Annotated in this window: 28 protein-coding genes, 1 pseudogene and 1 riboswitch; of the genes and pseudogenes, 15 read left to right on the top strand and 14 right to left on the bottom strand. The window is 63.0% G+C overall.

The window, feature by feature from the left end:
- Positions 1 to 150: 150 nt before the first annotated feature.
- Both HJC04_RS06845 and HJC04_RS06840 read left to right on the top strand, forming a co-directional pair.
- Positions 151 to 1,053: a LysR family transcriptional regulator gene (locus HJC04_RS06845; RefSeq protein WP_210630828.1), complete on the top strand. Its 903-nt coding sequence runs from the start codon at positions 151 to 153 to the stop codon at positions 1,051 to 1,053.
- A 219-nt stretch (positions 1,054 to 1,272) separates the two neighbouring features.
- The gene (locus HJC04_RS06840; RefSeq protein ID WP_221145422.1) at positions 1,273 to 2,049 is read left to right on the top strand and encodes a DUF1194 domain-containing protein; all 777 of its coding nucleotides are present in this window, start codon (positions 1,273 to 1,275) and stop codon (positions 2,047 to 2,049) included.
- A gap of 132 nt (positions 2,050 to 2,181) precedes the next feature.
- Here HJC04_RS06840 and HJC04_RS06835 read toward each other — a convergent pair whose 3' ends face one another.
- Complete coding sequence (locus tag HJC04_RS06835) at positions 2,182 to 2,871, bottom strand: VOC family protein (RefSeq protein WP_210630830.1); 690 nt, start codon at positions 2,869 to 2,871, stop codon at positions 2,182 to 2,184.
- Positions 2,872 to 3,171: 300 nt separating this feature from the next.
- A complete protein-coding gene (locus HJC04_RS06830) occupies positions 3,172 to 3,606 on the bottom strand; it encodes a 6,7-dimethyl-8-ribityllumazine synthase (protein ID WP_210630831.1) in 435 nt (144 codons plus the stop codon).
- Between the two features lie 79 nt (positions 3,607 to 3,685).
- Positions 3,686 to 3,828: riboswitch (FMN riboswitch) on the bottom strand.
- Between the two features lie 463 nt (positions 3,829 to 4,291).
- Here HJC04_RS06830 and HJC04_RS06825 point away from each other — a divergent pair.
- Positions 4,292 to 4,738, top strand: coding sequence for an SRPBCC domain-containing protein (locus tag HJC04_RS06825; protein WP_210630832.1), 447 nt, complete (start codon positions 4,292 to 4,294; stop codon positions 4,736 to 4,738).
- A gap of 173 nt (positions 4,739 to 4,911) precedes the next feature.
- Positions 4,912 to 5,220 carry a GCG_CRPN prefix-to-repeats domain-containing protein gene (locus HJC04_RS06820; RefSeq protein ID WP_221145421.1) on the top strand — a complete coding sequence of 103 codons (309 nt, stop codon included), beginning with the start codon at positions 4,912 to 4,914 and terminating at the stop codon, positions 5,218 to 5,220.
- A gap of 80 nt (positions 5,221 to 5,300) precedes the next feature.
- Here the strand turns inward: HJC04_RS06820 and HJC04_RS06815 are convergent, their stop codons facing one another.
- The gene (locus HJC04_RS06815; protein ID WP_210630834.1) at positions 5,301 to 5,525 is read right to left on the bottom strand and encodes a hypothetical protein; all 225 of its coding nucleotides are present in this window, start codon (positions 5,523 to 5,525) and stop codon (positions 5,301 to 5,303) included.
- 456 nt (positions 5,526 to 5,981) lie between these two features.
- Between HJC04_RS06815 and HJC04_RS06810 the strand changes: the two genes are divergently transcribed.
- From HJC04_RS06810 to HJC04_RS06800, 3 genes are all read left to right on the top strand, one after another.
- On the top strand, positions 5,982 to 7,079 hold the full coding sequence (locus HJC04_RS06810) for an adenylate/guanylate cyclase domain-containing protein (protein WP_221145420.1): 1,098 nt from the start codon (positions 5,982 to 5,984) through the stop codon (positions 7,077 to 7,079).
- A gap of 186 nt (positions 7,080 to 7,265) precedes the next feature.
- On the top strand, positions 7,266 to 7,916 hold the full coding sequence (locus tag HJC04_RS06805; RefSeq protein WP_221145419.1) for a helix-turn-helix transcriptional regulator: 651 nt from the start codon (positions 7,266 to 7,268) through the stop codon (positions 7,914 to 7,916).
- Positions 7,913 to 9,145 (top strand): MFS transporter, encoded by a 1,233-nt coding sequence (locus HJC04_RS06800; RefSeq protein WP_221145418.1) that lies wholly within the window; start codon positions 7,913 to 7,915, stop codon positions 9,143 to 9,145. The genes HJC04_RS06805 and HJC04_RS06800 overlap by 4 nt, the downstream gene beginning before the upstream one ends.
- Before the next feature lie 14 nt (positions 9,146 to 9,159).
- Here the strand turns inward: HJC04_RS06800 and HJC04_RS06795 are convergent, their stop codons facing one another.
- From HJC04_RS06795 to HJC04_RS06780, 4 genes are all read right to left on the bottom strand, one after another.
- Positions 9,160 to 10,065 (bottom strand): LysR family transcriptional regulator, encoded by a 906-nt coding sequence (locus tag HJC04_RS06795; protein WP_221145417.1) that lies wholly within the window; start codon positions 10,063 to 10,065, stop codon positions 9,160 to 9,162.
- Positions 10,066 to 10,242: 177 nt separating this feature from the next.
- Positions 10,243 to 11,265, bottom strand: coding sequence for an LLM class flavin-dependent oxidoreductase (locus tag HJC04_RS06790; RefSeq protein ID WP_210630839.1), 1,023 nt, complete (start codon positions 11,263 to 11,265; stop codon positions 10,243 to 10,245).
- Positions 11,266 to 11,410: 145 nt separating this feature from the next.
- Positions 11,411 to 11,746 carry a hypothetical protein gene (locus tag HJC04_RS06785; protein ID WP_221145416.1) on the bottom strand — a complete coding sequence of 112 codons (336 nt, stop codon included), beginning with the start codon at positions 11,744 to 11,746 and terminating at the stop codon, positions 11,411 to 11,413.
- A 5-nt stretch (positions 11,747 to 11,751) separates the two neighbouring features.
- Entirely contained in the window at positions 11,752 to 12,549 is a 798-nt protein-coding gene (locus tag HJC04_RS06780) for a DUF899 family protein (protein ID WP_221145415.1), read from the bottom strand.
- Positions 12,550 to 12,664: 115 nt separating this feature from the next.
- On the opposite strand from HJC04_RS06780, the gene HJC04_RS06775 reads away from it, so the two are divergent.
- From HJC04_RS06775 to HJC04_RS06760, 4 genes are all read left to right on the top strand, one after another.
- Positions 12,665 to 13,885, top strand: a complete 1,221-nt coding sequence (locus HJC04_RS06775) for a helix-turn-helix domain-containing protein (protein ID WP_221145413.1) — start codon at positions 12,665 to 12,667, stop codon at positions 13,883 to 13,885.
- A 27-nt stretch (positions 13,886 to 13,912) separates the two neighbouring features.
- Positions 13,913 to 14,542 carry a PQQ-binding-like beta-propeller repeat protein gene (locus HJC04_RS06770; RefSeq protein ID WP_210630843.1) on the top strand — a complete coding sequence of 210 codons (630 nt, stop codon included), beginning with the start codon at positions 13,913 to 13,915 and terminating at the stop codon, positions 14,540 to 14,542.
- 167 nt (positions 14,543 to 14,709) lie between these two features.
- Positions 14,710 to 16,452, top strand: coding sequence for an ATP-binding protein (locus HJC04_RS06765; RefSeq protein ID WP_221145665.1), 1,743 nt, complete (start codon positions 14,710 to 14,712; stop codon positions 16,450 to 16,452).
- A 10-nt stretch (positions 16,453 to 16,462) separates the two neighbouring features.
- Positions 16,463 to 16,864, top strand: coding sequence for a PleD family two-component system response regulator (locus HJC04_RS06760; RefSeq protein ID WP_210630844.1), 402 nt, complete (start codon positions 16,463 to 16,465; stop codon positions 16,862 to 16,864).
- 131 nt (positions 16,865 to 16,995) lie between these two features.
- On the opposite strand, the gene HJC04_RS06755 is transcribed toward HJC04_RS06760, so the two are convergent.
- Entirely contained in the window at positions 16,996 to 18,417 is a 1,422-nt protein-coding gene (locus tag HJC04_RS06755; protein WP_210630845.1) for a PLP-dependent aminotransferase family protein, read from the bottom strand.
- Between the two features lie 181 nt (positions 18,418 to 18,598).
- Here HJC04_RS06755 and HJC04_RS06750 point away from each other — a divergent pair, with 181 nt between their 5' ends.
- Positions 18,599 to 19,462, top strand: a complete 864-nt coding sequence (locus HJC04_RS06750; protein ID WP_221145664.1) for a DMT family transporter — start codon at positions 18,599 to 18,601, stop codon at positions 19,460 to 19,462.
- Positions 19,463 to 19,491: 29 nt separating this feature from the next.
- Here HJC04_RS06750 and HJC04_RS06745 read toward each other — a convergent pair whose 3' ends face one another.
- Positions 19,492 to 19,644: a hypothetical protein gene (locus HJC04_RS06745; protein ID WP_221102478.1), complete on the bottom strand. Its 153-nt coding sequence runs from the start codon at positions 19,642 to 19,644 to the stop codon at positions 19,492 to 19,494.
- On the opposite strand from HJC04_RS06745, the gene HJC04_RS06740 reads away from it, so the two are divergent.
- Positions 19,637 to 20,083 carry a DUF4168 domain-containing protein gene (locus HJC04_RS06740; protein ID WP_210631599.1) on the top strand — a complete coding sequence of 149 codons (447 nt, stop codon included), beginning with the start codon at positions 19,637 to 19,639 and terminating at the stop codon, positions 20,081 to 20,083. The genes HJC04_RS06745 and HJC04_RS06740 overlap by 8 nt on opposite strands.
- 72 nt (positions 20,084 to 20,155) lie before the next feature.
- Here HJC04_RS06740 and HJC04_RS06735 read toward each other — a convergent pair whose 3' ends face one another.
- From HJC04_RS06735 to HJC04_RS06725, 3 genes are all read right to left on the bottom strand, one after another.
- A complete protein-coding gene (locus HJC04_RS06735) occupies positions 20,156 to 20,542 on the bottom strand; it encodes a cupin domain-containing protein (RefSeq protein WP_210630846.1) in 387 nt (128 codons plus the stop codon).
- A 154-nt stretch (positions 20,543 to 20,696) separates the two neighbouring features.
- Positions 20,697 to 20,963: a DUF2277 domain-containing protein gene (locus HJC04_RS06730; RefSeq protein WP_221122703.1), complete on the bottom strand. Its 267-nt coding sequence runs from the start codon at positions 20,961 to 20,963 to the stop codon at positions 20,697 to 20,699.
- Between the two features lie 361 nt (positions 20,964 to 21,324).
- Positions 21,325 to 21,927 carry a hypothetical protein gene (locus tag HJC04_RS06725; RefSeq protein WP_210630847.1) on the bottom strand — a complete coding sequence of 201 codons (603 nt, stop codon included), beginning with the start codon at positions 21,925 to 21,927 and terminating at the stop codon, positions 21,325 to 21,327.
- Positions 21,928 to 21,976: 49 nt separating this feature from the next.
- Here HJC04_RS06725 and HJC04_RS31640 point away from each other — a divergent pair.
- A pseudogene (locus HJC04_RS31640) lies at positions 21,977 to 22,087 on the top strand (dihydrofolate reductase); the annotation flags it as partial.
- On the opposite strand, the gene HJC04_RS06720 reads toward HJC04_RS31640, so the two are convergent.
- Positions 22,087 to 22,536: a DUF6130 family protein gene (locus tag HJC04_RS06720; RefSeq protein ID WP_221145402.1), complete on the bottom strand. Its 450-nt coding sequence runs from the start codon at positions 22,534 to 22,536 to the stop codon at positions 22,087 to 22,089. The pseudogene HJC04_RS31640 and the gene HJC04_RS06720 sit on opposite strands and share 1 nt — an antisense overlap.
- A gap of 75 nt (positions 22,537 to 22,611) precedes the next feature.
- Entirely contained in the window at positions 22,612 to 23,022 is a 411-nt protein-coding gene (locus HJC04_RS06715; RefSeq protein ID WP_221145400.1) for an organic hydroperoxide resistance protein, read from the bottom strand.
- Between the two features lie 406 nt (positions 23,023 to 23,428).
- Between HJC04_RS06715 and HJC04_RS06710 the strand changes: the two genes are divergently transcribed.
- A complete protein-coding gene (locus HJC04_RS06710) occupies positions 23,429 to 23,650 on the top strand; it encodes a DUF2798 domain-containing protein (RefSeq protein ID WP_210630850.1) in 222 nt (73 codons plus the stop codon).
- Positions 23,651 to 23,706 lie beyond the last annotated feature (56 nt).

Genomic DNA, 23,706 nt, shown 5'->3' with positions numbered 1-23,706 from the left:
CTTGCGAGGGCGGGTCGCTCGAGATGGGCCGGCGCCTTAGCGCCGGCCATCGGTTGGTGTGTTTTCGCAAGGTGAATATGGCGAAAACCCTATTGCTCGATTAGATGGAAATATCTGGATTCTCTTTTGCAATGATGCAAAAGTGAAGGCATGGCGGACCTCAACGACATCGCTGTTTTCGTAAAGGTGGCGCAGTACGGGAGTTTCAGCCGTGCGGCCCATTCCCTCGGCATGCCCGTTTCAACCGTCAGTCGGAAGGTGACATCGTTAGAAGAACAGCTCGGTGTGACGCTCATCCAGCGCACGACGCGTAAGCTCAGTCTTACCGCGCAGGGGCAGGCCTATTACAATAGGTGCAGCGAGCCGCTCGCTCATCTCGTGGACGCCGAGCAGGCTCTTACGAAAACGCAAAGAAAGCCGGAGGGATTGTTGAAGATCTCCGTTCCGGTGATCTTCGGGCAGGAACCCTTCTACGAATTCGTCTCCTGTTTTCTGAAGATCTATCCCGATATTCAAATCGATCTTTTCGTCACCAATCTGTTTCTTGATTTGATCGCCGAAAATATCGACCTCGCCATCCGTTTCGGCGAGCTGAAGGACTCCTCCATCGTCGCGCAACGGCTCGGCAAGAGCGTCCGATATCTCGTCGCCGCACCCAGCTATTTCGAAGGCCGGGCGCTTCCTTCGAAGCCGGAGGACCTTAGGGATCATGATTGCGTGCTCCTGAACGGCCGCAACGGCGAAGGGGAGTGGCATCTGGTCAGCGGTCGGCGAGCGATCGACGTCCGTGTTAAGGGGCCGGTCTCCAGCCGGGATTTTGATGCAGTCAGCGCCTTTACCTATCGCGGCCACGGAATCGGGCTGCTGCCCTCGACCTATTGCGACGACGAAATCCGGAGAGGTGAGCTCATCCGCCTGCTGCCCGACTGGTCGTCGGAGGAAATCTTCGTACATGCCGTATACCCCACCCGGCGCTTCCTGCCCTTGCGCCTTCAGGTCTTTCTGGAAGCGCTGAAGACATGGAAAAGCCCATTGTGGTTGCCGCTCCACTGAATGCGGGATGGCATAAGGGACAGATGTCCCATAGCAGGCCTGACATAAGACCCGGGAATACGCCAAACGAGCACTCACAGGCGCCACGATTTCGACACCCTCAATTTGGCGCGCCTGGCGCTTTGTCATCACTGAAAATTGAAACCGCCGGCGCGTCCGAGCACCCGCACCTCCGCAAGCTGTGTTACAGTTTCTTCGCTTCCTGACGAGGATTTGCCGATGCTGACGACACTTGCTGTGCTCATGGCTATTACCGGCGTCGCGCCGGCAGCTGGGGCGGGCGGAAACGAGGTCGACGTGACGCTTGTGCTTGCCGTCGACACCTCGCGGTCCATGGATTTCGAGGAGATCGGCATTCAGCGCGACGGTTATATCGAGGCGCTGAAGCATAAGGAATTCATCGATGCGGTCAAGGGCGGTCTCACCGGCCGCATTGCCATCAGCTATTTCGAATGGGCTGGCTATGTCGTCCAGGATTCGATGATCGACTGGCAGGTGATCGAGACGGAAGCGGATGCGATCGCTTTCGCCGACAAGCTCGATGCCCGGCCGATCGCCACGCAACGGCGCACCTCGATCTCCACCGCCATCGATCAGGGCGCCAGCATGATCATCACCGGTCCCTTTCGCGGCAGGCGCGAGGTGATCGACATTTCCGGCGACGGCCCCAACAATTCCGGCGATCCTGTCACACCCGCCCGCGACAAGGCGGTGGCATCAGGCATGATCATCAACGGGCTGACCATCATGCTGCGTCCTTCCGATGCACCCGGCGGGCTCGACAAATATTATGCCGATTGCGTGATCGGCGGCCCCGGCAGCTTCGTGCTGCCGGTCAACAAGATCGAGGATTTCGCCATCGCCGTGCGCCGAAAGCTGGTGCTCGAGATCAGCGGCATTTCCCCGTCGCCTGGGGTGGAGAGGATCGCCGCCGACGCGCCGACGACGGATTGTCTGATCGGCGAGAAGCAGTGGCGGGATATATTTGATCGATGAGGTGCGGGCTATGGCGCGCGACTTGGGACGAGCAGAGACGGGGGTGCCGCATGGCACCCCTAGAAAGGAAAGAAGCCTCGCCCTGAGGGGCTCGAAGGCGAAGCGGGTACTCCCAGCGTCTGTCGCCGCAACCTACAACGGCAGCTGCCTGCCGGCCTGCTCGCTGACCATGTATTCGGCGTACCAGTCCGGCCAGTTCTCGTCATGCTTGCCGCCGTTGCGTTTCTCGTGTTCGCCGTGGGCTTGGGCGGCGCGGCGGAGTGCCGCCGCAAGGTCGCTCGATGTCGAGAAGGCCGTCTCATCGGCGTCGATGCGTCCCGGCAGGCGGGTGGTGACTTCCTGAAACAACCAGCCGTTGCCATCCGGATCCTTGAAGGAGGCGAAGGAACGGTAGCTGCGGTGCTCGGGGTCGCGGCCGGCGACGCGCAGGCGGCCGAAGAGATAGGGCTCGTCCGTGCCGGCATAGACGCCCGATGCGTCGTGGAAGACCTCGCTCACCTCGACGCCGCGGGCGATGAGATCGCGCCGCGCGGCCTCGATGTCGGAGACGATCAGGTAGAGCCCTTGCGCTGAGCCGGGGGCGGCGGCCGTGACGTTCCTGCCGAAGATGATGGCGCAGCCGGAGCCCGGCGGGGTGAACTGAATCACCCGGAAATCGACATCATTGGCAAAGTCGGCGTCGAGCCTCCAGCCCAGGTTCTCATAAAAGCGTTTGGCGCGGTCGACGTCGGAAACGGGGATGACGACCACTTCGAGCTTGGTGTCGATCGGCCGTGTTTCTGGAATTTCGATGGGGGTTTCACTGCGCATTGCATTGCTCATCTTCAGCTCCCTTGAGGTTTGGACGCATTAAGAATGGCGATACATGTCGGGATCGAGTGGACCACAGCGTGGGGTGGGCGTCGAATCAATTATTCTGCTGTTGGAGAAGACGGCGGGCTTCTCCCGCCGTCAGTTTGTCGACAAGCCCGTCCTCTATTTGGCGTCGTCCTCGGCCTTGGCCGATGATCTGCTGCACCTGATGTAGATGCTCGGGACAAACCCGAGCATGACGAAAGAGCGGTTGGCCGACTTCGTCAGTTGGGGGATAGCGGACCGATCCTGCGCCTGTCGCGCGGGCTTCTATGCCGCAAGGGCGGCGCGCGTTTTGCCGATCATCAGGGCGGCGCGTGCCGCCTCGCGGCCTTTCTCGACGAAGTGCGCGCGATAGATCTGGGTATGGTGTTCCGTCTCCTGATACTGGTGCGGTGTCAGCGAAACGGATAGCACCGGCACGCCCGTATCCATGCCGGCACGCATCAGGCCGTCGACGACGGCCTGGGCGACGAATTCGTGGCGGTAGATCCCGCCGTCGACGACGAAGGCAGCGGCGATGACGGCGGCGTAACGTCCGGTCGCGGCAAGATCGCGCGACAAAAGCGGCATTTCGAAAGCGCCGGGGACATCGAATATGTCGATCTGTTCGGCGGGAACAAGCTGTTGGAAGCCTTCAAGCGCACGGTCGACGATATCGGCGTGCCAGCCGGCTTTGACGAAGGCATAACGGGTGGGTGTCATGGTAATCTCCTTTGGCGTACAGACACATCACCCAAGGCGATCACGAGCATCCGCCGCCAGCCCGGAGGGCAGCAGCAGCGCACGTTCTCTTTCATCCGGACTATGACCGTCGGCTCAGGCATCTCACCTGATCTGCTGACCCTTCCGAGGAAGGCGCTCGCGGGCTCGCAATCGAAACTGCATACCGCCGGTAGGGACTTTCACCCCGCCCTGAGAACGGCGCGGACAATAGGGGCAAGGCGGCGGGCTGGCAATAGGGTAAGATGGTTTCCGGATGGGTGCGTTGGTGTGTCCTCTAATATGGCCATTTGCCTTTCGCTGCAGCTCAAGGCGTTCATCGCTTTCGCTCCCCGCCCCTCATCTGCCTGCCGGGCTTCTTTTCCCCGCTGGGGAGAAGGGGAATCGCGGCGGGCGCCTCGCTCCATTTGAGATGTTTGCGGTAGGTATGGTCACCGTGAGGCTTGCTTCCCCTTCGCCCCAGCGGGGAAAAGAAGCCCGTCAGGGCAGATGAGGGGGTGAGCGACGATGGGAGCGAATGCGCTGAGCGTCAGCGAAGGGCACATGCTCCACCACCCTTGTTGAGCACGCCCTTCCGCCTACATGCTTCTGCTGAGGAATATCCATGTCGAAAAAGCATGCTGCTCCGCCTCACTGAGGGGTAGAGCAGCAACCATGGGAGAGAGCGATGCCAGAATCTTTCGTCGTGCGCCGCGAGACGCATCTTGCAGCGCCGCCGGCGGCGGTGTTTGCGCTGATGACCGATCCGGAGAAGATCCTGCGCTGGATGGGGACGGAGGCCGAGGTCGAGCCGGAGCCCGGCGGGCTCTATCTCGTCAACGTCACCGGCGCCCGTTTTGCGCGCGGCTCGTTTCGCGAGGTGGTGCCGGTGCATCGGCTTGCCTACAGCTTCGGCTGGGACGGCAGCGAGGTGGTGCCGCCCGGGTCGAGTCTGGTCGAGATCGACCTGATCGAACAGGGAGGCGGGACGCTTTTGCGGCTCACCCATAGCGGCCTGCCGAGTGCGGAGCAGTGCGCTGGCCACGAGGAAGGCTGGGCGCATTACCTCGGACGGCTCACCGAGGTCGCCGCCGGGCGCAACCCCGGTCCAGATCCATTTTACGGCAGGAGATGAACGGTTTTCGGCAGGCGGCGGGACGCCCCTCAAGCGCTTGACGCTACGGGAAGAACGGTTTGCCGCGGTCAAAAAAGTGCTGCTTTTTCGTCCGCAAACATGAACGTACAGTTCATCTCCAGTTCAATTTGGCGGTCCTAAGGTGATTGCGGCTGGATGAAATGGAGTTTTCGATGAAGGCACTTTCTATCGCGGCTGCCTTGCTCGCTGGCAGCCTCTCGATCGGCACGGCTCAGGCGATGCCGATCGGGGCAATCAAGGTTGAGAGCACTGTCACAAAGGTCGACTACGCCTGTGGTCGCGGTTGGCACCTGACCCGCTGGGGCGAATGCCGGCGCAACTGGCACCGCCCGCCGCCTGTAGCTTTCTATGGCGGTCCGCCCCGCTGGGGCTGGGAGCGGCGTCATCGCGATTGGGATAGCCCGCGCTGGGGCTATGAGCGGCGCTGGGACCGCGAACGCCGCTGGCGGGATGACTACTAAAAAGCCTTTGACAGAGGCAGACAAACGAGGGCCGGTGCGATGTTTCGCCCGGCCTTTATCCGTTGAAATAACGAATGCGCTCAAATGCGGCTGACGAGCCAGTGCTTTCCGTCGATCAGCTCTTCAAGCTCGGCCGGATCCTTGACGCCGAACTCGAACCATTCCACGAGTTCCTTCGCCTTCCGCTTGCTTTCCTCGGCTGTAAAGTCGATCCCATAGCGCTCGCACCAGCGTCGAAGGATCGACGTCAGCAGCGTCATGTCATTCCCGTCAAGCGGGTCTTTCGGCCAGTATGTCGTGCCCATCGCAACCCCTCAATCGCTAATGACAGGCTGGCACATAATCGAATCTATGTCGCGCAATTTAAAAGTGTTTATTGGGTTGTTTTCCACCGTGGTGAATGGTTTTCCACAGAGTTGTTGGACGGTGGGGTTGACAGGGGTGCGGAGGGACCCGGCTGGCGCAAGTGCCGAAAGGAAATCCCCCGGACACCTGAGGTGTCCTCAGTTGCCGACAAAGTCTCCTCCGTCATGCCCGGCCTTGTGCCGAGTATCTGACCAGGGCAGTTGTTTGAACGAAAACCGTTTATTTTCAGATGCATAATTGGATCGTCGCAGATCCTCGGCACAAGGACGAGGATGACGTCGGGGGTTTTGGTTGCCAACAGGCGGATACCGGAGACCACCTCAGAGGCCGCGGGAGTGTCCGTGGGCTGACGTCTCGGGGTTGCCCACGTCCTGTTGCAATGCCAATGTTAACCCATGGATCTGCCTTCCTCTCTTGCCTGGCTGATTGACGAGGCTGCGGCTTCGCCCGGTCCCGAACGGTTTCTGGCCGAGCTCGGGCGCCGGCTGCTGGCCGATGGCTTGGCGCTTTCCGGCGGCGCGCTGACACTTTCGGTGCCGCATCCGATCATCGCGCGCCGTACCTGGCTGTGGCGAGCCGAAACCGGAGCCGTCATCGAGGCGTTGGGTTTTGCCGCCGCACCTCAAAGCGATGCCGGGCGCGAATGGCTGGCCGGGCTTGGGCCGGTTTGGGAGGAGAGCATTGGAGCTTCGCGGGACGGCGCTGTGCTCGGCTGGGCGGGCGTCGGCAGGAGGACGGGGGCGGACGAATTTTCTCCTGATGAAGCCGCGCGGCTGCAGGAGATCGCGCGTTTTGCCGCCGCGCCGCTTGCGGCCCTTGCGGCGCGGGAGGCGCGGGCGGCACTGCTTGAAGCCTATCTCGGCCGGCGCAGTGCGGCTCGGGTTCAGTCCGGTGCACTTGCCCGCGGCACCGGCGAAACCATTCGCGCCGCTCTTCTCTGCGCCGATTTGCGGGATTTCACCGCACTTTCCCAGGTGACGGAGCCGCAGGCGATGATATCAGCGCTCGACGCCTATTTCGACCGCGTCGCCGGCGCCGTGCACGCCTTCGGCGGCGAGGTGCTGAAATTCATCGGCGACGGCGTGCTGGCGATCTTTCCCGTCACCGCCGCTTCCGGTGACGAGGCCCGGGCTGATCGAGAAGCCTGCGAGGCGGCGCTTCGGGCCGTCGCCGCCAGCCGCGCCGGCATGATCCATCTCGATCGGATGCGCGAGGCTGAGGGGCTGGCGCCGCTGCCCTTCGGCGCCGCCCTGCATTTCGGCGAAATCCTCTGGGGCAATATCGGCGCCGCCGACCGGCTTGACTTCACCGCCATCGGCCCGGCGGTCAATCTGGTCAGCCGGCTGGAAGGGCTCTGCAAGCCGCTCGGCCACGGCGTTCTGATCTCAGGTGCCGTGGCGGCGAATACCGAGGCCGCGCTGACGCCGCTCGGCGAGCATGCCCTGCGCGGCATCGCCGAGCCCTGCGCCATCTTCACTTTGGCTGGGGTTTGAACCCTGAGATCGGGCTGTCCGCCTTCACCTGCCATGGCATGTTTTCCCACAAACCGCGCAGAAGAATCATTCTCGTAGGCGTGTGATCAAGCCTGGCCATCGCTGAAGATCGTTTTCGAATCTCCTTCGGAAAAGGTCTGCAAAGAAATATTTGCAAAGATATGTTTGCGATTGTATCCTTGGGTCATGAATGAGTACAATCCCCGACCCTCCCCAGATGCCGCCATCTCCCGGACCGTCAGCCGGGTCGTGCCCGAACCCACCGCACTGAAGGCGCTGGCGCACCCCGTCCGCCTGCGCATGCTCGGCATGCTGAGGATCGACGGCCCCGCCACGGCGACGCAGCTCGCCGCGCGGCTCGGCCTGAACAGCGGCGCGACCAGCTATCATCTGCGCCAGCTTGCCCAATATGGCTTCATCGAGGAGGCGCCGCATGGCTCACGACGCGACCGTTGGTGGCGCGCGCGCCATGAGCTGACCTCGGTGCCCGCAAGCGAGACGCAGGGGGAGGCGCTCGATCTCGATGTCGCCTTCAATCAGGCGGCGCTCTCGCTGCAGGTTGACCAGATGCAGCAGGCGCTTGAGGAATATGCGGAGCTGCCGGCCAAATGGCGCAAGGCGACGGCCGCCGACGACATCATCATCCCGATGACCGCTGAAAAGGCCGAAGCCCTGACGAAACGGCTGAGCGATATCATTCTCGAAGCGATGCGGGAGGCCCCGCCGTTGGGGGAGGCGGCGTCTCGCAATCCTGACATCGTTCCCTTCTATGTCATGTTGCACGCCTTCCCCTATCCAGGCCGTGTTCCGCACCGCGAGCGGGATAACGAGCCGTGAGAAGGGGCAAGCCGTTTCTCGCGCTCGCCGCCGCCGAGACGCTATCGCTGTCCGGCACCCGGCTTTCGACTGTCGCCGTTCCCTGGCTGGTGCTGAGCGCCACCGGCAGCCCGGTGCTGACCGGGTTGACGGCGATGATGGAGATGCTGCCTTACGTGCTCGCCAAAGCGCTCGGCGGGCCGCTGATCGACCGGGTCGGCGCCAAGCGCATCGCCATCATCTGCGACGCCGCTTCCATGGCTGTGGTGGGTCTCGTTCCGCTTCTCGATCTCTTCGGCGTGTTGACGGTGCCGATGCTGCTGCCTCTTGTCTTTGCCATGGGTGTGCTGCGTGGTCCCTCCGACGCCGCCAAGCAGGCGATGGTTCCCGATATCGCCGCTCTCGCCGATGTGCCGCTCGAACGGGTGACCGGCGTCTCCAGCGCCATCGAGCGGCTGGCCTCGACGATGGGCGCGGCCGGCGCCGGCTTGCTGATCGGGCTGATCGGCCCGGGGCAGGCGCTCATCGTCAACGCCGCCACCTTTGCCGCGGCCACCGTAATCATTGCGACTGGCATACCGGGCATCCGCCGCACTCCTGCGATCCTCGCCGCGTCCGACGCGCGGCCAGCTTCATCCTATCTCGACGATCTCCGGGGAGGCTGGCGCTTTCTGCGCAGCGATGCCGTGCTCGTCAGTATTGTCACCATGGTGGCGATCACCAATCTGCTCGATCAAGCCTATAACGCCGTGCTGCTGCCCGTCTGGACGAAGAACGCCGGTCATGGGCCGGAGCTGCTCGGAGCGATGTTCGCCGCCTTCTGCGGCGCTTCCGTCGCGGGGGCGGCGATTGCCGCTGTTATTGGCGAGCGCATGCCGCGTCTGATCGTCTATACCGTGGCTTTCCTCCTGACCGGATGTCCACGCTTTCTGGTGCTCGCGGTGGATGCGCCGCTCGGCTCCGTCTTTGCGACGCTCGCAATCGCAGGCTTTGCCTCCGGTTTCCTCAACCCTATCCTGTCGGCGGTGATCTTCGAGCGCATCCCCAAACCGCTGACCGGCCGCGTCACGGCGATGAATACCGCTCTCTGCTTTGCCCTCATCCCCTTCGGCGGCCTCGTCGGTGGCGCGCTGATCAGCACGATCGGGCTTGGCGCGGCGTTGCTCCTTTGCGGCCTCGCTTACCTCGCTGCGACCCTCTTTCCGCTGGCGCTCAAGAGCTTTCGCGGTTTTGACAAGGCCGTGGCATGAGCCCCGCGCAGGCCCTAGCCTTGCCCTCCGATTTCCTCGAACAACAGATCGATGAAGCAGCGCACTCGCGGCTCCAGCATGCCTTTGTCGGGATAGAGCGCCACGATCTTCGTGTCGTCGGTTTCGAGGTCAGACAGGACCTGCCGGAGACGACCGGCGGTCAACTCGGCGGCGACAACGAAGTGCGGAAGAAGGGCGATTCCGAGGCCGGCCATGCAGGCGTCACGAACGGCTTCACCGTTGTCGAGCCTCAGGCGGCTGCGCCCCTGCGCCTTGATCCAGCCGCCACCACTGCGAAAGCGCCAGCCCTGCCTTTGGCCGCGGCTGGTGAAGAACAGGCAGTCATGGGCCGCCAGATCCCCTATATCGCGAGGCATGCCGCGTTCGGAGAGGTAGGAGGGCGAGGCACAGAGCCGCGCCTTGTCACTGGAGATCACGCGCGCGATCAACCGGCTGTCGGCCGCCGATGGCGTCGCGCCAATCCCGATCGCCAGATCGAAGCCATCTTCGACGTTGTCGGCCGGGCGATCGGTGAAGTTCACTTCGACCTGCATGTCGGGCCAGGTGCGAAGATATTTTTCGAGCAAGGGAAGGACGACGAGCCGTCCGAAGAGACCGGGAACGGCAAGCCTGAGAACGCCTCGCGGCGTGCCGCTTTGCCCCGCAATGCTCGCCTCCGCCTCGTCGACCGATGCCAGGATCTGCAGCCCGTGCTCGTAGAACAGTCGTCCTTCGTCGGTCAGGCTCAGTGTTCTCGTTGTCCGGTTGAGCAGGCGCGCGCCGAGCCGCTCTTCCAGGCGGGTGACGGCCTTTCCCGCTGCCGAACGGGAGAGGCCCATGGCCTGGCCGCCGGCGATAAAGCTTCCGGCATCGACGACGGCCATGAAGATCAGGATATCGTTCAGGTTCGTGCGCGGCATTAGGCAACTCGAGCGATTTGACTGCAGCCTTAAGTCGGTCGCGATGTGACAGATTCAAGGCTCGCATCATCAACGTCGACCGCGCCAGTTAGGTCCCGGGTGCATCGATGGCGGCCGACGACAGCTGCCGTTTCTCATCACCACCGCTTCTATTGAAGGCTCGCGCAAGCCTCGCTGTCAGCGCCAGCCGAGCGCCGGAGCGACGTGGGTGAGGATCGCTTCGATGACGTGGGCGTTGTAAGCGACGCCGAGCTGGTTTGGCACGGTGAGCAGCAGCGTGTCGGCCTCGGCAATCGCCTCGTCTTCCGCAAGCTGCTTGATGAGCACGTCAGGTTCGGCGGCGTAGCTGCGGCCGAAGATTGCCCGGGTCTTCTCGTCGATGAAGCCGATCTTGTCGCCTTCGTCGCCGCCAAAGCCGAAATAGGCGCGGTCACGTTCGTCGACGAGCGCGAAGATGCTGCGGCTGACCGAAACGCGCGGTTCGCGTGTATGGCCGGCCGCCTTCCAGGCTTCACGATAGGCGCGGATCTGGTCGGCCTGCTGGACGTGGAACGGCTCGCCGGTTTCGTCGTCCTTCAGTGTTGAGCTCTGCAGGTTCATGCCGAGCTTGGCGGCCCAGACGGCGGTGGCGTTGGAGCTCGCCCCCCACCAGATACGCTCGCGCAGGCCTTCCGAATGCGGCTCGAGACGCAGGAGGCCGGGTGGATTCGGAAACATCGGCCGCGGGTTCGGTTTGGCGAAGCCTTCGCCGCGCAGCACCTCAAGGAAGACTTCGGCATGATGCCTGGCCATGTCGGCCTCGCTCTGACCTTCCGGCGGCGCATAGCCGAAATGGCGCCAGCCGTCGATCACCTGTTCGGGCGAGCCCCGGCTGATGCCGAGTTGCAGCCGCCCCCCGGCGATGAGATCGGCAGCACCGGCATCCTCGGCCATATAGAGCGGGTTCTCGTAGCGCATGTCGATCACGGCCGTGCCGATTTCGATCCGGTTGGTCCTGGCGCCGACGGCCGCCAGCAGCGGAAAAGGCGCTGCGAGCTGCCTGGCGAAATGGTGCACGCGGAAATAGGCACCATCGGCGCCGAGCTCCTCGGCCGCCACGGCAAGGTCGATCGACTGCAGCAGCGCATCGCCCGCCGAGCGCGTCTGCGATTGAAGCGAGGGCGTCCAGTGCCCGAACGAGAGAAAACCGATCTTCTTCATGTCGCACCTTTATCCGTTGCGTCATAGTGGATCGGTCATGGCATAGTTTCGGTGCGTAAGACAATCACAACCAGAGAGAACGGCGCGCTTTCCCGGAGGCGTTTGCTCAAGCGGGACGCGAAGCAATGTCAGAGGCGCCGAACCGTCATGTGCACCCCAGCCCCAGCCTGCTGGCAAGCCCCAGCCAGGGAGCCAGGTGAAAGGCGCTCATCAGCAGGTACATCGGCACCATCCCGCCGATCGGGAAGGCATCCGATGTAGTCGTGCAGATCGTGTCGGCGCTGCCGGTTACTGCCGTCAGCAGCGCCATGATCGCAAATGTTGGGGCGGCGGCGAGAGACAGAAAATCGGCGGCGGCGAGAGCGGGCTTGACCGGCTCGTCGGCGGGTCCGTCAGCGGCGGCGATCGACAGCCAACTCGCGGTGCCGAGGGAGGGGCTGACGTCGTCAGCCCGTTTTGAGGCGTGAGCGAAGAGCGCCATTGTTGTCACTCCTTGCCGTAGCGGTCGTGGTGGCGCCACCAGATGCCGGTTTCGTTGCGGCCCTTCGGCGCGCGGTCCAGCCATTGGTACACGCCCCAGAGCCCGTCGAGTCCGCGCGCATAACTGGAATAGCTGTGGTAGACGCCGCCATCGATGAGTTCGAAAGCGCTGACGCCGGGGCGGTCGCGGGAGTAGGTGGGAACGTCGGTGCCGGTCATGGACGCGATCTGGACGATGGGTTCGTCGCTGCCGCGCGACTGCCAGTCCGGCACGGTCTTGCCCGCCGGCGGTTCGGGGGCGGGCGGTTCGCGACGGTAGTTGTATTCGATCTCGCCGAGACGCTGCTGCTCCGGGCTGAACCAGACGCTGAAATCGGCGTTGAAATCGCTGCCGGCTGACGAGGCCCAGGGAAAGCTCCAGTCCATGCGCCGCTTGAAGGCCTCAAGCTTTGCAAGCGGCGCGCGCGAGACCGCCCAGAAGGCGACGTCGTGATTTTCCAGGTGGACGAAGAAACCGTTGAAGCCGTCGGCGATCGAGGAGCAGGAGGGGCATCCGGCGCTGTAATCCGGCCCGAACATGAAATGATAGATCAGGAGCTGCGAACGCCCGCCGAAGAGATCCTTCAGCGAAGCACCGCCGCCTTCGGTGTCGAAGTGGTAGTCCTTGCCGATCCTCACACTGGGCAATTGCTGGCGTTTGGCCGCCAGCGCATCGCTTCGCCGGGTCAATTCCTTTTCCTCCTCGAGCAGATCAAGTCTCGCCGCCAGCCATTGCTCGCGAGTTGCGTTCAGCATTGCCGTCATGGGTCTTCTCCTTTGCCTGTCTCTCGTCGTAGCATCCGGCGCGCTTGCCTGCCGTTGAAAGAAGATTACGGCGGGAGGGACAAATGCCGGGAGTGACAAGTGTGACGGGATTTGAATGGACTCGCTGATTACGGCCGCGGCGCAGGCGCTGGCATCGGGCGATACGCTTGGCGCGCTGAAACGGGTGGCGCTGCGCGACGATGCGCCTGCGCTGGCGCTGCGCGGCATCGCCATGGCGCAGCTCGGTGACCTCATCCGCGCCAAGGCGCTGCTGAAGAGCGCTGCGCGCGCATTCGGACCGCGGGAGGCGGTGGCCCGCGCCCGCTGTGTCGTCGCCGAGGCCGAGATCGCGCTCGTATCGCGCGATCTCACCTGGCCGCCGAAGGTGCTGGAGGGGGCGCGCAAGGTTCTGGAAGCGCATGGCGACCGGGTCAACGCCGCCCATGCCGGCAATATCGCCATTCGCCTGATGGTGCTGATCGGCCGGCTCGACGAGGCCGAGCAGGCGCTGGCCGCGCTCGACCCGACGCCGCTGCCGCCGGCCTTGCTGGCCGCCCATGAGCTTGTCGCGGCTGGGATCGCGGTCCGGCGCTTGCGGACGCAGCCGGCGCGCGCGGCGCTCGAACGGGCAAGGCTTGCGGCGCGGCGGGCCGACATGCCCGTGCTCACGGCGGAGGTCGAGACCGCTGGACATGTGCTCGATCTGCCGGCGGCGCGCCTGGTTTCGCGTGGGCATGAACGGCCGCTGCTGCTTGCCGAGGTGGAGGCGCTCTTTTCAAATGGCACGCTCGTCGTCGATGCCTGCCGCCATGTCGTGCGCGCGGGCAGTGCGGTGGTGCCGCTGGCGAGCCGGCCGGTGCTTTTCGCCCTCGCTCGTGCGCTTGCCGAAGCCTGGCCGGCGGATGTGTCGCGCGGGGCGCTGATCGCACGCGCCTTCCGCGGCAAGCATGCCGATGAATCGCATCGCGCCCGGCTGCGCGTCGAGATCGGCCGGCTGCGGACGGAATTAGCCGGGCTGGCGGAAGTCTCGGCTACCGAGCGCGGTTTTACCCTTTCCCCTGCCGGCGCCGCTGAGGTTGCAGTGCTTGCCCCGCTCGTCGAAGGGCCGCATGCGGCGGTGCTCGCCTTGCTCGCCGATGGCGAAGCGTGGTCGAGTTCGGCGTTGGCAATCGCGCTCGGCACCAGTCCGCGCACCGTGCAGCGGGCGCTGGATGCGCTCGCCGGCGAGGAGAAGGTGCAAGCGATCGGACGCGGGCGGGCGCGCCGCTGGATGAGCCCGCCGCTCTCCTCTTTCCCGACGATCTTGTTACTCCCGGGACCGCTGCCGAGCGACTAGTATGGGTCAACCGACAAGGAGGAAGACATGAAGACATCGGCTGCGACCATTCTGCGTGAATATGGACCCTTTCCGGGTGCGGAGCGCGTTCACGGCGTCACCTTCGACGGCCGGCATGTCTGGTTCGCCTCGGGCGACAGGCTGAACGCACTCGATCCCGACAGCGGCGAAGTGGTGCGGTCGATCGAAGTCGCCTCTCACGCCGGCACGGCTTTCGACGGCGAGTTCCTCTATCAGATTGCCGAGGACGTCATTCACAAGATCGACCCGAAGACCGGCCAGATTCTTTCCACCATCCCGGCCCCCGGCAATGGCGGCGATTCCGGCCTTGCCTGGGCCGAGGGCACGCTCTGGGTCGGCCAGCATCGCGGCCGCAGGATCCATCAGATCGATCCTGAGACCGGCAAGATCCTGCGCACGATCGAATCCAACCGCGTCGTGACAGGCGTCACCTGGGTCGACGGCCAGCTCTGGCACGGCACCTGGGAGGGCGACGACAGCGATGTCAGGCGCATCGACCCCGAGTCCGGCGAGGTGCTGGAGCGGCTCGACATGCCCGAAGGCACTGGCGTCTCCGGCCTCGAATCCGACGGCGGCGGCTGCTTCTTCTGTGGCGGAGGCAATAGCGGCAAGATCCGCGCTGTGCGCCGGCCGTGAGGGCTGCGCCGCCAGGGTGGGGCTGCTCATTGCAAGAAGCCGGCGTCAGCGCACCCGCCTCGCCCTTCGGCGCCCCTTGCGGGGCACCTCAGGCTTAGGCTCTCGTGGGTGCCGGCGGCTCCGGCCACGCAAATACCTGCGGGGAGCAATTCACCGTCCGTCAACTTTTGCGTGTCAATTTCGGGGGAAGGGGCGCCATCAAAAGGTTGCAAGTATTGAAGGTCAGGCTCACATCGCACATCACGCTCGTCCTGGTGGCGCTCACCTGTGCGGCGGCCGTATTGCTGTGCGGATTCGCATGGATTGCCGCCGTGAACGTCGATGATCTCTACTTGCGCCGCCAGGCCGACTTTGTGCGACAAGGATTGGATGAGCAGTTCAAGGCGCTTCCCCGGGAACAGGAAAGCGTCACGAAATGGGACGACGCCTTTCTTTATTCCAAGCAGCGGAACCATGAATGGTTGCTTGACAATGTCGGCCGCTGGACGAGCCAATATTTCGGACACGATAGAACCTACATCTTCGACAATACCAATCGCCTGCTGTTTGCGTTCCGCGACGGAACGGACACCATGCCGCCGCGCCTCGGCAGCGACGACAGCGAGGAAATGACGGCGCTGGCCGGCGAGACGCGGGCGGCTCTCGTCGAGCGCAAAAGAAGCGGTGGCGAACCGCTTGGCCAGCTGGCCAGGGTACGCACGATCATGATCGGCAACAGACCGGCGATAACAAGCGCGCGCCCTGTTATGCCGAGTTCGACAAGGATGCAGATCGAAGCGGGTCAGGAGTTCATCGCCGTCTCGGTCAAGTTCATCGACGGAAAAGCGGCTGAAAGCATTGCCCATTATGCGCGGCTCGAAGGATTGCATTTTTCCCTTTCGAAGGGAGACGACGAGCGGGCGCAAGTGCCTGTCTCGTCCTATGACGGCGGGGTGATCGGCTATCTCGTGTGGCAGCCGATCCGCCCGGGCTTCATGCTGCTCCAGCAGATCGCGCCGGCAGGGCTCGGCTGTCTGGCTCTGTTGATCGCCGCGGTGTTCTGGCTCGGACGAGGACTGCGTCGCACCTCGCTGACCCTGCTGGACAGCCAGGCCGAACTCACCCACCACCGCCACCATCTGGAAGAGATGGTGGCGGACCGAACAGCCAAAATCGAAAGACAAAGGCAGGAGCTGGACCGCCTGCTGGTGCACGAACGCCAGGTGAATGCGCTGCAGCGCCAGTTCGTTGCTATGGCCTCGCACGAATTTCGAACGCCGCTTGCCATCATCGATGCGGCCGCCCAGCGGCTCTGCCGCTCGACGACCAACGTCAGCGGCGAGTATGTTCACGAAAAAGCCGGAGTGATCCGCAGCGCGGTGGTGCGCATGGTCGATCTCATGGAGAGCATCCTTGCGAGCGGCCGGCTCGAAACCGGACAGATCATACTGAAGAGGAGCGAAGGTGATCTGAAAGCCTTGCTCGTCGCCTGCTGTGATCGGCAGCGCGAACTCAGCCCTTCGCATGTCTTCCATCTCGATCTCGAACTCATACCTGACGTATTGACCTTCGATCGAAGCGCGATGGAACAGGTCTTCATCAATCTGATGTCGAACGCCGTCAAATATTCGCCCGATCAGCCTGACATTTATGTTCACGCTCGGGTTGAAGAGAAAATGGTGGAAATCGCCGTTGCCGATAGCGGCATCGGCATGGATGCGGATGATCTGCCGAAACTGTTTCAACCTTATTATCGCGCCCGCAGCGCGACGGGTATTGCCGGAACCGGCATTGGCCTGAACGTCGTCAAGCAGGTCATCGAGCTGCACGGCGGCACCGTCGAGGTGACGAGTGAGCTTGGCAAAGGCACAACATTCACCATCTCTCTGCCAATAGAGTTTCTATTGTCGGATCAACAAGTCGCAGCTTAAGGAAGAGCTTATGGTTACAGTCCTGTGCATAGAAGACGAAGTCGAGATCCGGAATCTCCTCGTCGAAGAGTTGAGCGAAGCCGGCTACAGGACGCTCCAGGCCTCGAACGGCGCAGAGGGCCTGGAAATGATCCTGTCGAAATGGCCTGATATCGTCATCAGCGACATTTCCATGCCTGTTATGGATGGGCATCAGCTTCTGGCGGAAATCCAGATCAATCACCCGGAGCTCTCCAACATTCCCTTCATCATGCTGACGGCGCTGACAGACCGGGAAAACACGCTCGCCGGCCTGCGGGCCGGTGCTGCGGATTATCTGACGAAGCCGCTCGACTTCGACCTGCTGCTCGCCAAGCTGGAGGGCTGCGTGACGCGGCTGGAGAACGATAAGGCGCTCAATCGGTCGTTTTGATTGGGTGGGGTGAGACCAGCGCGTCCGAAATCGTTGGCTGATTCTACCGGCAGGCCAGAGGGGGTGTCTCACGCATGACCTTTCGGTCGCTCTGATGTCTTCGCGGTTTTTCCGAGGGATGTGCTGTAGCTTTATCGCGCGGCCTTTCCCAACACATCCCCCAATACCGCAAATACTCTCTCATCCAGCGTCTGCGACACATTGAAGCGCATGAAATTCGTCGCCGATTGCGACAGGCTGAACGCATTGCCCGGCGCCAGCACGATCCGCTTTTCCAACGCCGCTCGCGCCACATCAGCTGCGTCGATGTCATCGGGCAGGCGGCACCAGAGGAACATGCCGGCCTGGGGCTCCAGCCAGGGTTTTATCCCGAAGCCCTTCAGACGAGCGGTGACCTCGGTCATGGCGCGCGCCAGCCGCTGCCTGAGCATTTCCATGTGTTTGCGGTAACCGCCGTCGCTCAAGACCTTGAGCACCAGCTCGGCCGTCATCCGGGCGCCGCCGAAGGAGGTGGCGATCTTGAGGTCGGTGAGGCCCTCGATCCATTCGGGCCTGGCGACGATGAAGCCGCAGCGGGCAGAGGCCGAAAGCGTCTTCGAAAAGCTGCCGATATGGATGACGCGCTCGAGCCCGTCAAAGGCGGCGAGGCGAGGCGCGACCGAATATTCGAAATCTGCGAAGATATCGTCCTCGATGATGGTGAGATCGAACTGGTCGGCGAGTTTCAGGACCCGGTGGGCTGTGACGGGGGAGAGTGTCGCGCCGGTCGGATTGTGGATGGCCGAGTTGGTGATGTAGAGCCGCGGCCGATGTTCGGCGAGCGTCTGCGCGAAGAGTTCGACATCGGGGCCTGACGATGTGTAGGGCACACCGACGATCTTCGCCCGGTGGGCGCGCAGCAATGCGTGGAAGTTGAAGTAGCAGGGATCGTCGACCAGCACCGTGTCGCCGGGTTCGAGCAGGAAACGGCAGAGCAAGTCGATCGCCTGCGTGCTGGACTCGGCGAGCAGGATCTGAGCCGGCGAAGCCTCGATGCCGCGCTCGCCCATGCGCCGCGAAATCAGCTGGCGCAGCGGCCGCAGGCCGAGCGGCGAGCCGTAATCGGCAAGGGCCGGCCCCTCGGCGCGCGCAAGCGTTCGGAGCGCCCGGCGCATGCCCTCGCCAGGCAGCCAGGAGGACGGCAGCCAGCCACAGCCGGGTTTGAGATCGGCTTCATCGGACTCCAGCGATTGCCGCGAAATCCACAAGGGATCGACGGCGCGGTCGAGTTTCGGCCCGGCCTCGGCCAGTGCGAAGGGGGCCGCCTGGTTGGCGACATAGAAGCCGGAACCCGGCCGTGAGATGATCGCGCCCTCGGCGGCCAGGCGCTCATAGGCGTCGACGACGGTCGAAGTCGAGAGCTTCATGCTGGACGCCAGGCTCCGCACCGAAGGCAGCCTTGCCCCCGGCGTCAGGCTGCGCCCGGCGATGCGCTGCCGGATCGTCGCCATCACCATCTCGACGCGGGTGCGTCCCGCTATCTTTTCGTTCATCCGTACTGCCTTTTGAACCATAACAGTTTTGCGAAACCGTATCAGACCGTCACTGTCGTGGCTATCGGTTTTGGCGGATAAGGCTGGACGGCCCGTTCTTGTGAATTCGATTCAGCTAACGCGCCTCAGGTTATTGTTTATGCATGCCGTTCTCTCAAGGCCGCAGGGTTTCGACGACATGCATCTGGGAAGGGAACGCATGATGGAGCGCATGACGGCAGGATGGGTCAATGGTTTGATTGGTGTGGTGATCTTCAGCGGCTCGCTGCCGGCGACGCGCGTGGCGGTGGCGCAGTTCGATCCGGTCTTCCTGACTGTTGCGCGCGCGGCGATCGCCGGGGTGCTGGCGCTCTGCCTGCTGATCGTCTTTCGTGAGAAGCGGCCGGCCGGGCGCGATATCATCCCGCTTGCCGTGGTCGCGCTTGGCGTCGTGGCGGGCTTTCCACTGCTGACGGCGCTGGCGCTGCAGCATGTGACGTCAGCCCATTCGATCGTCTTCGTCGGTCTGCTGCCGCTGGCAACGGCGACCTTCGGCGTCATCCGCGGCGGCGAACGGCCGAAGCCGGCCTTCTGGCTGTTCTCCATCCTCGGCAGCGCGCTGGTGGCGGGCTTTGCCCTGACGCAAGGTCTGACGGCCTCGCCGGTCGGCGACCTGCTGATGCTCGCGGCAATCGTCGCCTGCGGCCTCGGTTATGCCGAGGGCGGCCGGCTGTCGCGCACGCTCGGCGGCTGGCAGGTGATTTCCTGGGCGCTGGTCCTTTCGCTGCCAATCATGATTGCAGTCGCGTTCGTCTACCGGCCGGAAAGTTTCGCCGACATTGGAACGCCGGCGCTCATCGGCCTTGCCTATGTCTCGCTGTTCTCGATGCTGATCGGTTTCATCTTCTGGTATCGCGGCCTCTCGCAAGGCGGCATCGCCGCCGTCGGCCAACTGCAACTGCTCCAGCCCTTCTTCGGCCTGGCGCTCGCCGCCACGCTGCTGCACGAACCGGTCACCTGGGCGATGCTCGCGGTGACGGTGGCTGTCATTTTCTGCGTAATGGGGGCGCGCAGGTTCGCGCGGTAATAGTTGAGCTGGGGCCACAAAGCTGCCGCTCAATCGTCAGAAAATGGCCCCTTTACCGCCGCACCGAGCCCTTTTCCGGGCTTCATCGTCGTGACCTCGCCAGCCTTTCCAGCGGCTGAGCGATCGACCGAGGCGGTCTTTGCTGCCGTCCAAATCACCGGAAAAGGAATGAAAATGATCACTCGTTACACATCCCTCGCAACGATGACAGCCGCGGTGTTCAGTCTGCTTGCTCTCAGCCCGGCATCCGCGACCGAGCTTGCCCAGGCGCAACAGCAGCCGCCGGCACAGGGGCAGGCGCCGATGCAAGGACAGGGTGGTACCGGTGCGGCTGCCCCTGTCAGTGATCAGAAACTCGAGGCCTTTGCCGTTGCCTACGTGCAGGTCGACAAGGTCAGGCAGGAATATTCGGCCAAGATCGACGCGACCAAGGACCAAGCTGCGAAGCAAAAGCTGCAGGAAGAAGCCAAGAAGCAGATGGTCGACACCGTCCAGGCCTCCAACGACATCTCCGTCGAGGAATATTCGTCGATCCTGACGGCAGCGCAGAGCGACCCGGCGCTCGCTAAGAAGGTTCTGGACAAGATCGGCACCCCGCCGCCGGCGCAGCCGCAGCAATAGGCTTAAACTGGAGCCAAGGCGCGGGTCCACGCGGCGAGTGCTTCCCGCGCCCGCCCCAATCCTGACGCGGCCTCAGTTGGCGGGCACGACCAGCGCTTCGCCCTTACGGACGATGTAGGTCGCCAGCTCCGAAGCCTTGCCGCTGCCGACGTTTCTGGCCGAATGCACGACGCCGGAGGGAATGAACAGCGATTGGCCGGCCTTCAGCGTTACCGGCTCCTGCCCGTCGAGCCGATATTCCAGCGTGCCCTCGATAACGAAGGCGATTTCTTCGCCCGGATGCGCATGCTTCGGCGCGAGAACGCCGGGGGCGAAATCGACGCGCACCTGAACGGCCTCGTGGCCGGGTACATCGATATCGCTTCTGACGAGGTCGGTGCGCTGCAGCGGCTGTTCCGCATGCGCTATCGCCGCGCCGCCAAGGAGAAGGGCGAGCGGTATCGCCTGGATCATTTTCATCGTGTCATCCTTCCTGAATTGACCATTGCAGCGAATCGGCCGCATCGCCATTTCAGTCGATGATTGAACCGGGCATGTGTCGGGAAACCGGCATTTTTGTAAGCGAATGTATCCGCAGCCCGGCTGAGGCTTCCCGTAAGAACGGGACCCTTTTTTACGCGAACCGCATCGCGGATTTCGCACGCGCCTTCGCCGCTACTTCCTCGCGATCGCGAGGCGGCTGAGACGTCTCCAACGAATCGAGCAATTCACGGGCGCAAGCTGCGATCGAACTGACCGCGCGTTCGAACGCGGCCTCATTGCGCTTCGACGGCTTGGTCGCTCCGCTGAGCTTGCGCACGAACTGGAGCGCGGCATCATGAATCTCTTTGTCCGTTGCAGGCGGATCGAAGTTGAACAGTGGTTTTATGTTTCGGCACATGGCTTGCTCGCGTGATGTTCTCTTTGCCACTGGGGAAAGTGGCCTCGCACGAAAGGTAGTCGCGTGAGCGCGAATTGCAACGAGGCGTGGGAGATGGCGCGCCGATCTGAACGAGTTCAGGGATCCACGACCGGACGCCGCTTGAGTGCCGCCACTTGTGATGGAGTGGGAGGAGGCTCCGGGCCTCCGCATCGAAACTCTCCGTCGATGACGAGATGTTCGGAGTGAGGACAATTCGACCAAACTGCCGGATAGGGAAAGGGCACAGCCGCCAGTCGCCATCGACTCGCGACGACGGAGTGATAGGCAGGGAGAGTGCGCCCAGCGGGCTTTCTGGGAAGATAGAGGGGACACGATATCTCTAGTTGCCCCAGCCGATTTGGAACCGATCAAATCGAACCTCGCTCAACGGTTGGTTGGAGGGGCTCAGCCTCACCGAACGAAGAACGAGATGAAGCTCGGGGGAATAGTATTGTTCGAAAATGATCGGAGGCAATTCCGTCAGTTTCAGACGGCTGTTAATGGCCCAAACTTTGTAGGAACAAGATGCAATTGTTTCCTCTCCCAAGCCGTCGAACCGTATAAAAGTCGTGCCCGAATCAGTTTTTTTGCCATTGATGAAAAGCGTGGTGCCGGATTGCCAGGCCTTCTTCTGTGGTAGATCGTCCAACGCAATCGCGTTCGCGTATTTCAGCTCATGCGTGCCGCTGGCACTCACTCTCTTTTCGACGAGCAAGGGGTGCACATATACGGCCGACACCGGCTGCAGTGAGCCGTCGCGCTCCATCAGCCGCTGTTCGGTGAGACCCGGGCCGTCGGGCTTGTAGAATACGGAATAGAAAGGCGCTTCTCTGGTCAGCAGCACGCCCTGTTTGGTCTCACTGGCGGTTAAGCAATCGCCAAAGGCTGGCACCGCCAATGTTATTCCAACCAGTAACGACAAACTTCTTAGCAAGATCGACATCCCAGATTCCGCTCATCCAAGTCCGCTACCACCGTGCTTGGGTGAAATTGGGGAGATCGACGTCGCTGGCCCGGAGTTCGTCCACATCCTGACCGAACTTGGTCTGATCGACGAGTATCGGATCTACTTGCACCCGGCCGTGGTGGGGCAGGGCGAGCCCTAATGTTGCGCGCCGCCGACCGGCGGTACGGTAAATTTCACAGGCTTTCCGCCCAGCACTTCGTGCACTGGAGTGGCAAGTTCGATGAGCACCTTGTGTTCGCCCGGCGGCAGGCCGGTCAGGACGATGGCGCCGGTGCCGCCCGCATCGGCCCACCGCCATGGCAGGTCGTCGATGCTGACATGAAGGTGTCCGGCCCGAGGCGAGACATCGGTCGCGCTGGCGCCGAAAATGGGCAGGATGCGGAAGTTCTCGGTTCTATAGGGAATGATGGCCACGCCTCTGGTGGCCAGCGGTTCTGGAAGGGGCTGATCCACGAAGAGCTTGGGTGCGGCTTCGTTCTTGATCGGAAGGAACTGCGTCGCCGCCTGATGCGGCGCCTGCGCGTGGAGGGATGTGCCGGTGAGCAGGAAGGCTGCTGTTGCGAGGGCTCTTGCGACCGTGGTCATGACATAATCCTTTGTAGACGCGCCTGTCGTGACCGACATCGTCGGGACACCGGAGCGACGCTGAGTTGAGGCCGATCAGGCGGCGTTGAGTTCGACGGCGATGTTGCCGCGTGTGGCCTTGGAGTAGGGGCAGAGCTGGTGAGCGCGCTCGACCAGGGACTTGGCGATGTCAGTCTCGATGCCCGGCAGCGTCGCGTTCAGTCGCGCCTGCAGGACATAGCCGCCGTCATCGTTCGAGACGAGGTCGATCTCGGCATTGACGGCAGCATCGGCGGGGATGCGAAGCTGGCGTTCGGCAGCCGCTCTTCCGATCGCACCGAGGAAACAGGCGGACCAGGCGGCGGCGAAGAGCTGTTCGGGATTGGTGCCTGGAGCCGAGGAACCGGGCGGGGAGAGTTTCACATCGAGGCGACCGTCGGAAGTGCGGGATGCGCCGTCGCGTCCGCCGGTGGTGTTGGTGGTGCCGGTGTAGATGACTTTCGACATTTGGATGCTCCTTGTTCGATTTCAGCCGGTGGGACAGCACACTGCTGGTGTCTCAGGCGCCGCCACGGCCCAGCAGGGTTCCGGGCGGCGATGACGGGAATATGAGCTCGGCAAGACTTGCCCGGTAGCGAGCAGGCGTGAGAGCAAGCCTCTCGTTTTCGCTCAGTCCTGCACCAGGTTGCCAAGCCGCAGCGCTGTGGAGGATGTCGAAAGCAGCGCGTTGCGGGAGGCATATCGCTTCCAACCGCCGAGGGTTCGCCGTCGTTCGGAACTTGCCGAACTCAAGAGGCTGCCTCTCAGGTTTCCCCGCTACCGCCGGTGCCGGCATTGCGCGATCTTCGAAGTGCTAACCGGGATTGAGACCTGCCGAGGCGGTCTTGATCTCTCATCCAGCCAGGAGACGGACATGAACACGCTTTTCAAACGCAAGGTCGCCTTCGCCCTGTCGATGGGCATCGTAACGACAGGGATCATCTCTTTCACACTGCTCGCGCTCAATCTGGGTTTTTCCGAGGAATTCGTGCTGACGTGGCTGCGCTCGTGGAGCATCGCCTATCTCATCGTCATTCCGGCCATCCTGCTGATTGGCCCACACCTTCAGGCGCAGGTGGACCGCATCGTTCGCTGACGAATTGAGTCTCAGCGACCGCCATGACAATGACCATGCTTGGCGATTATCGGCAC

This window comes from Rhizobium sp. NLR8a, assembly GCF_019685235.1.
GTDB lineage: Bacteria > Pseudomonadota > Alphaproteobacteria > Rhizobiales > Rhizobiaceae > Rhizobium.
The sequence above is the reverse complement of the archived record's forward strand: the minus strand, read 5'-3'. Positions and strand labels throughout refer to the sequence as shown.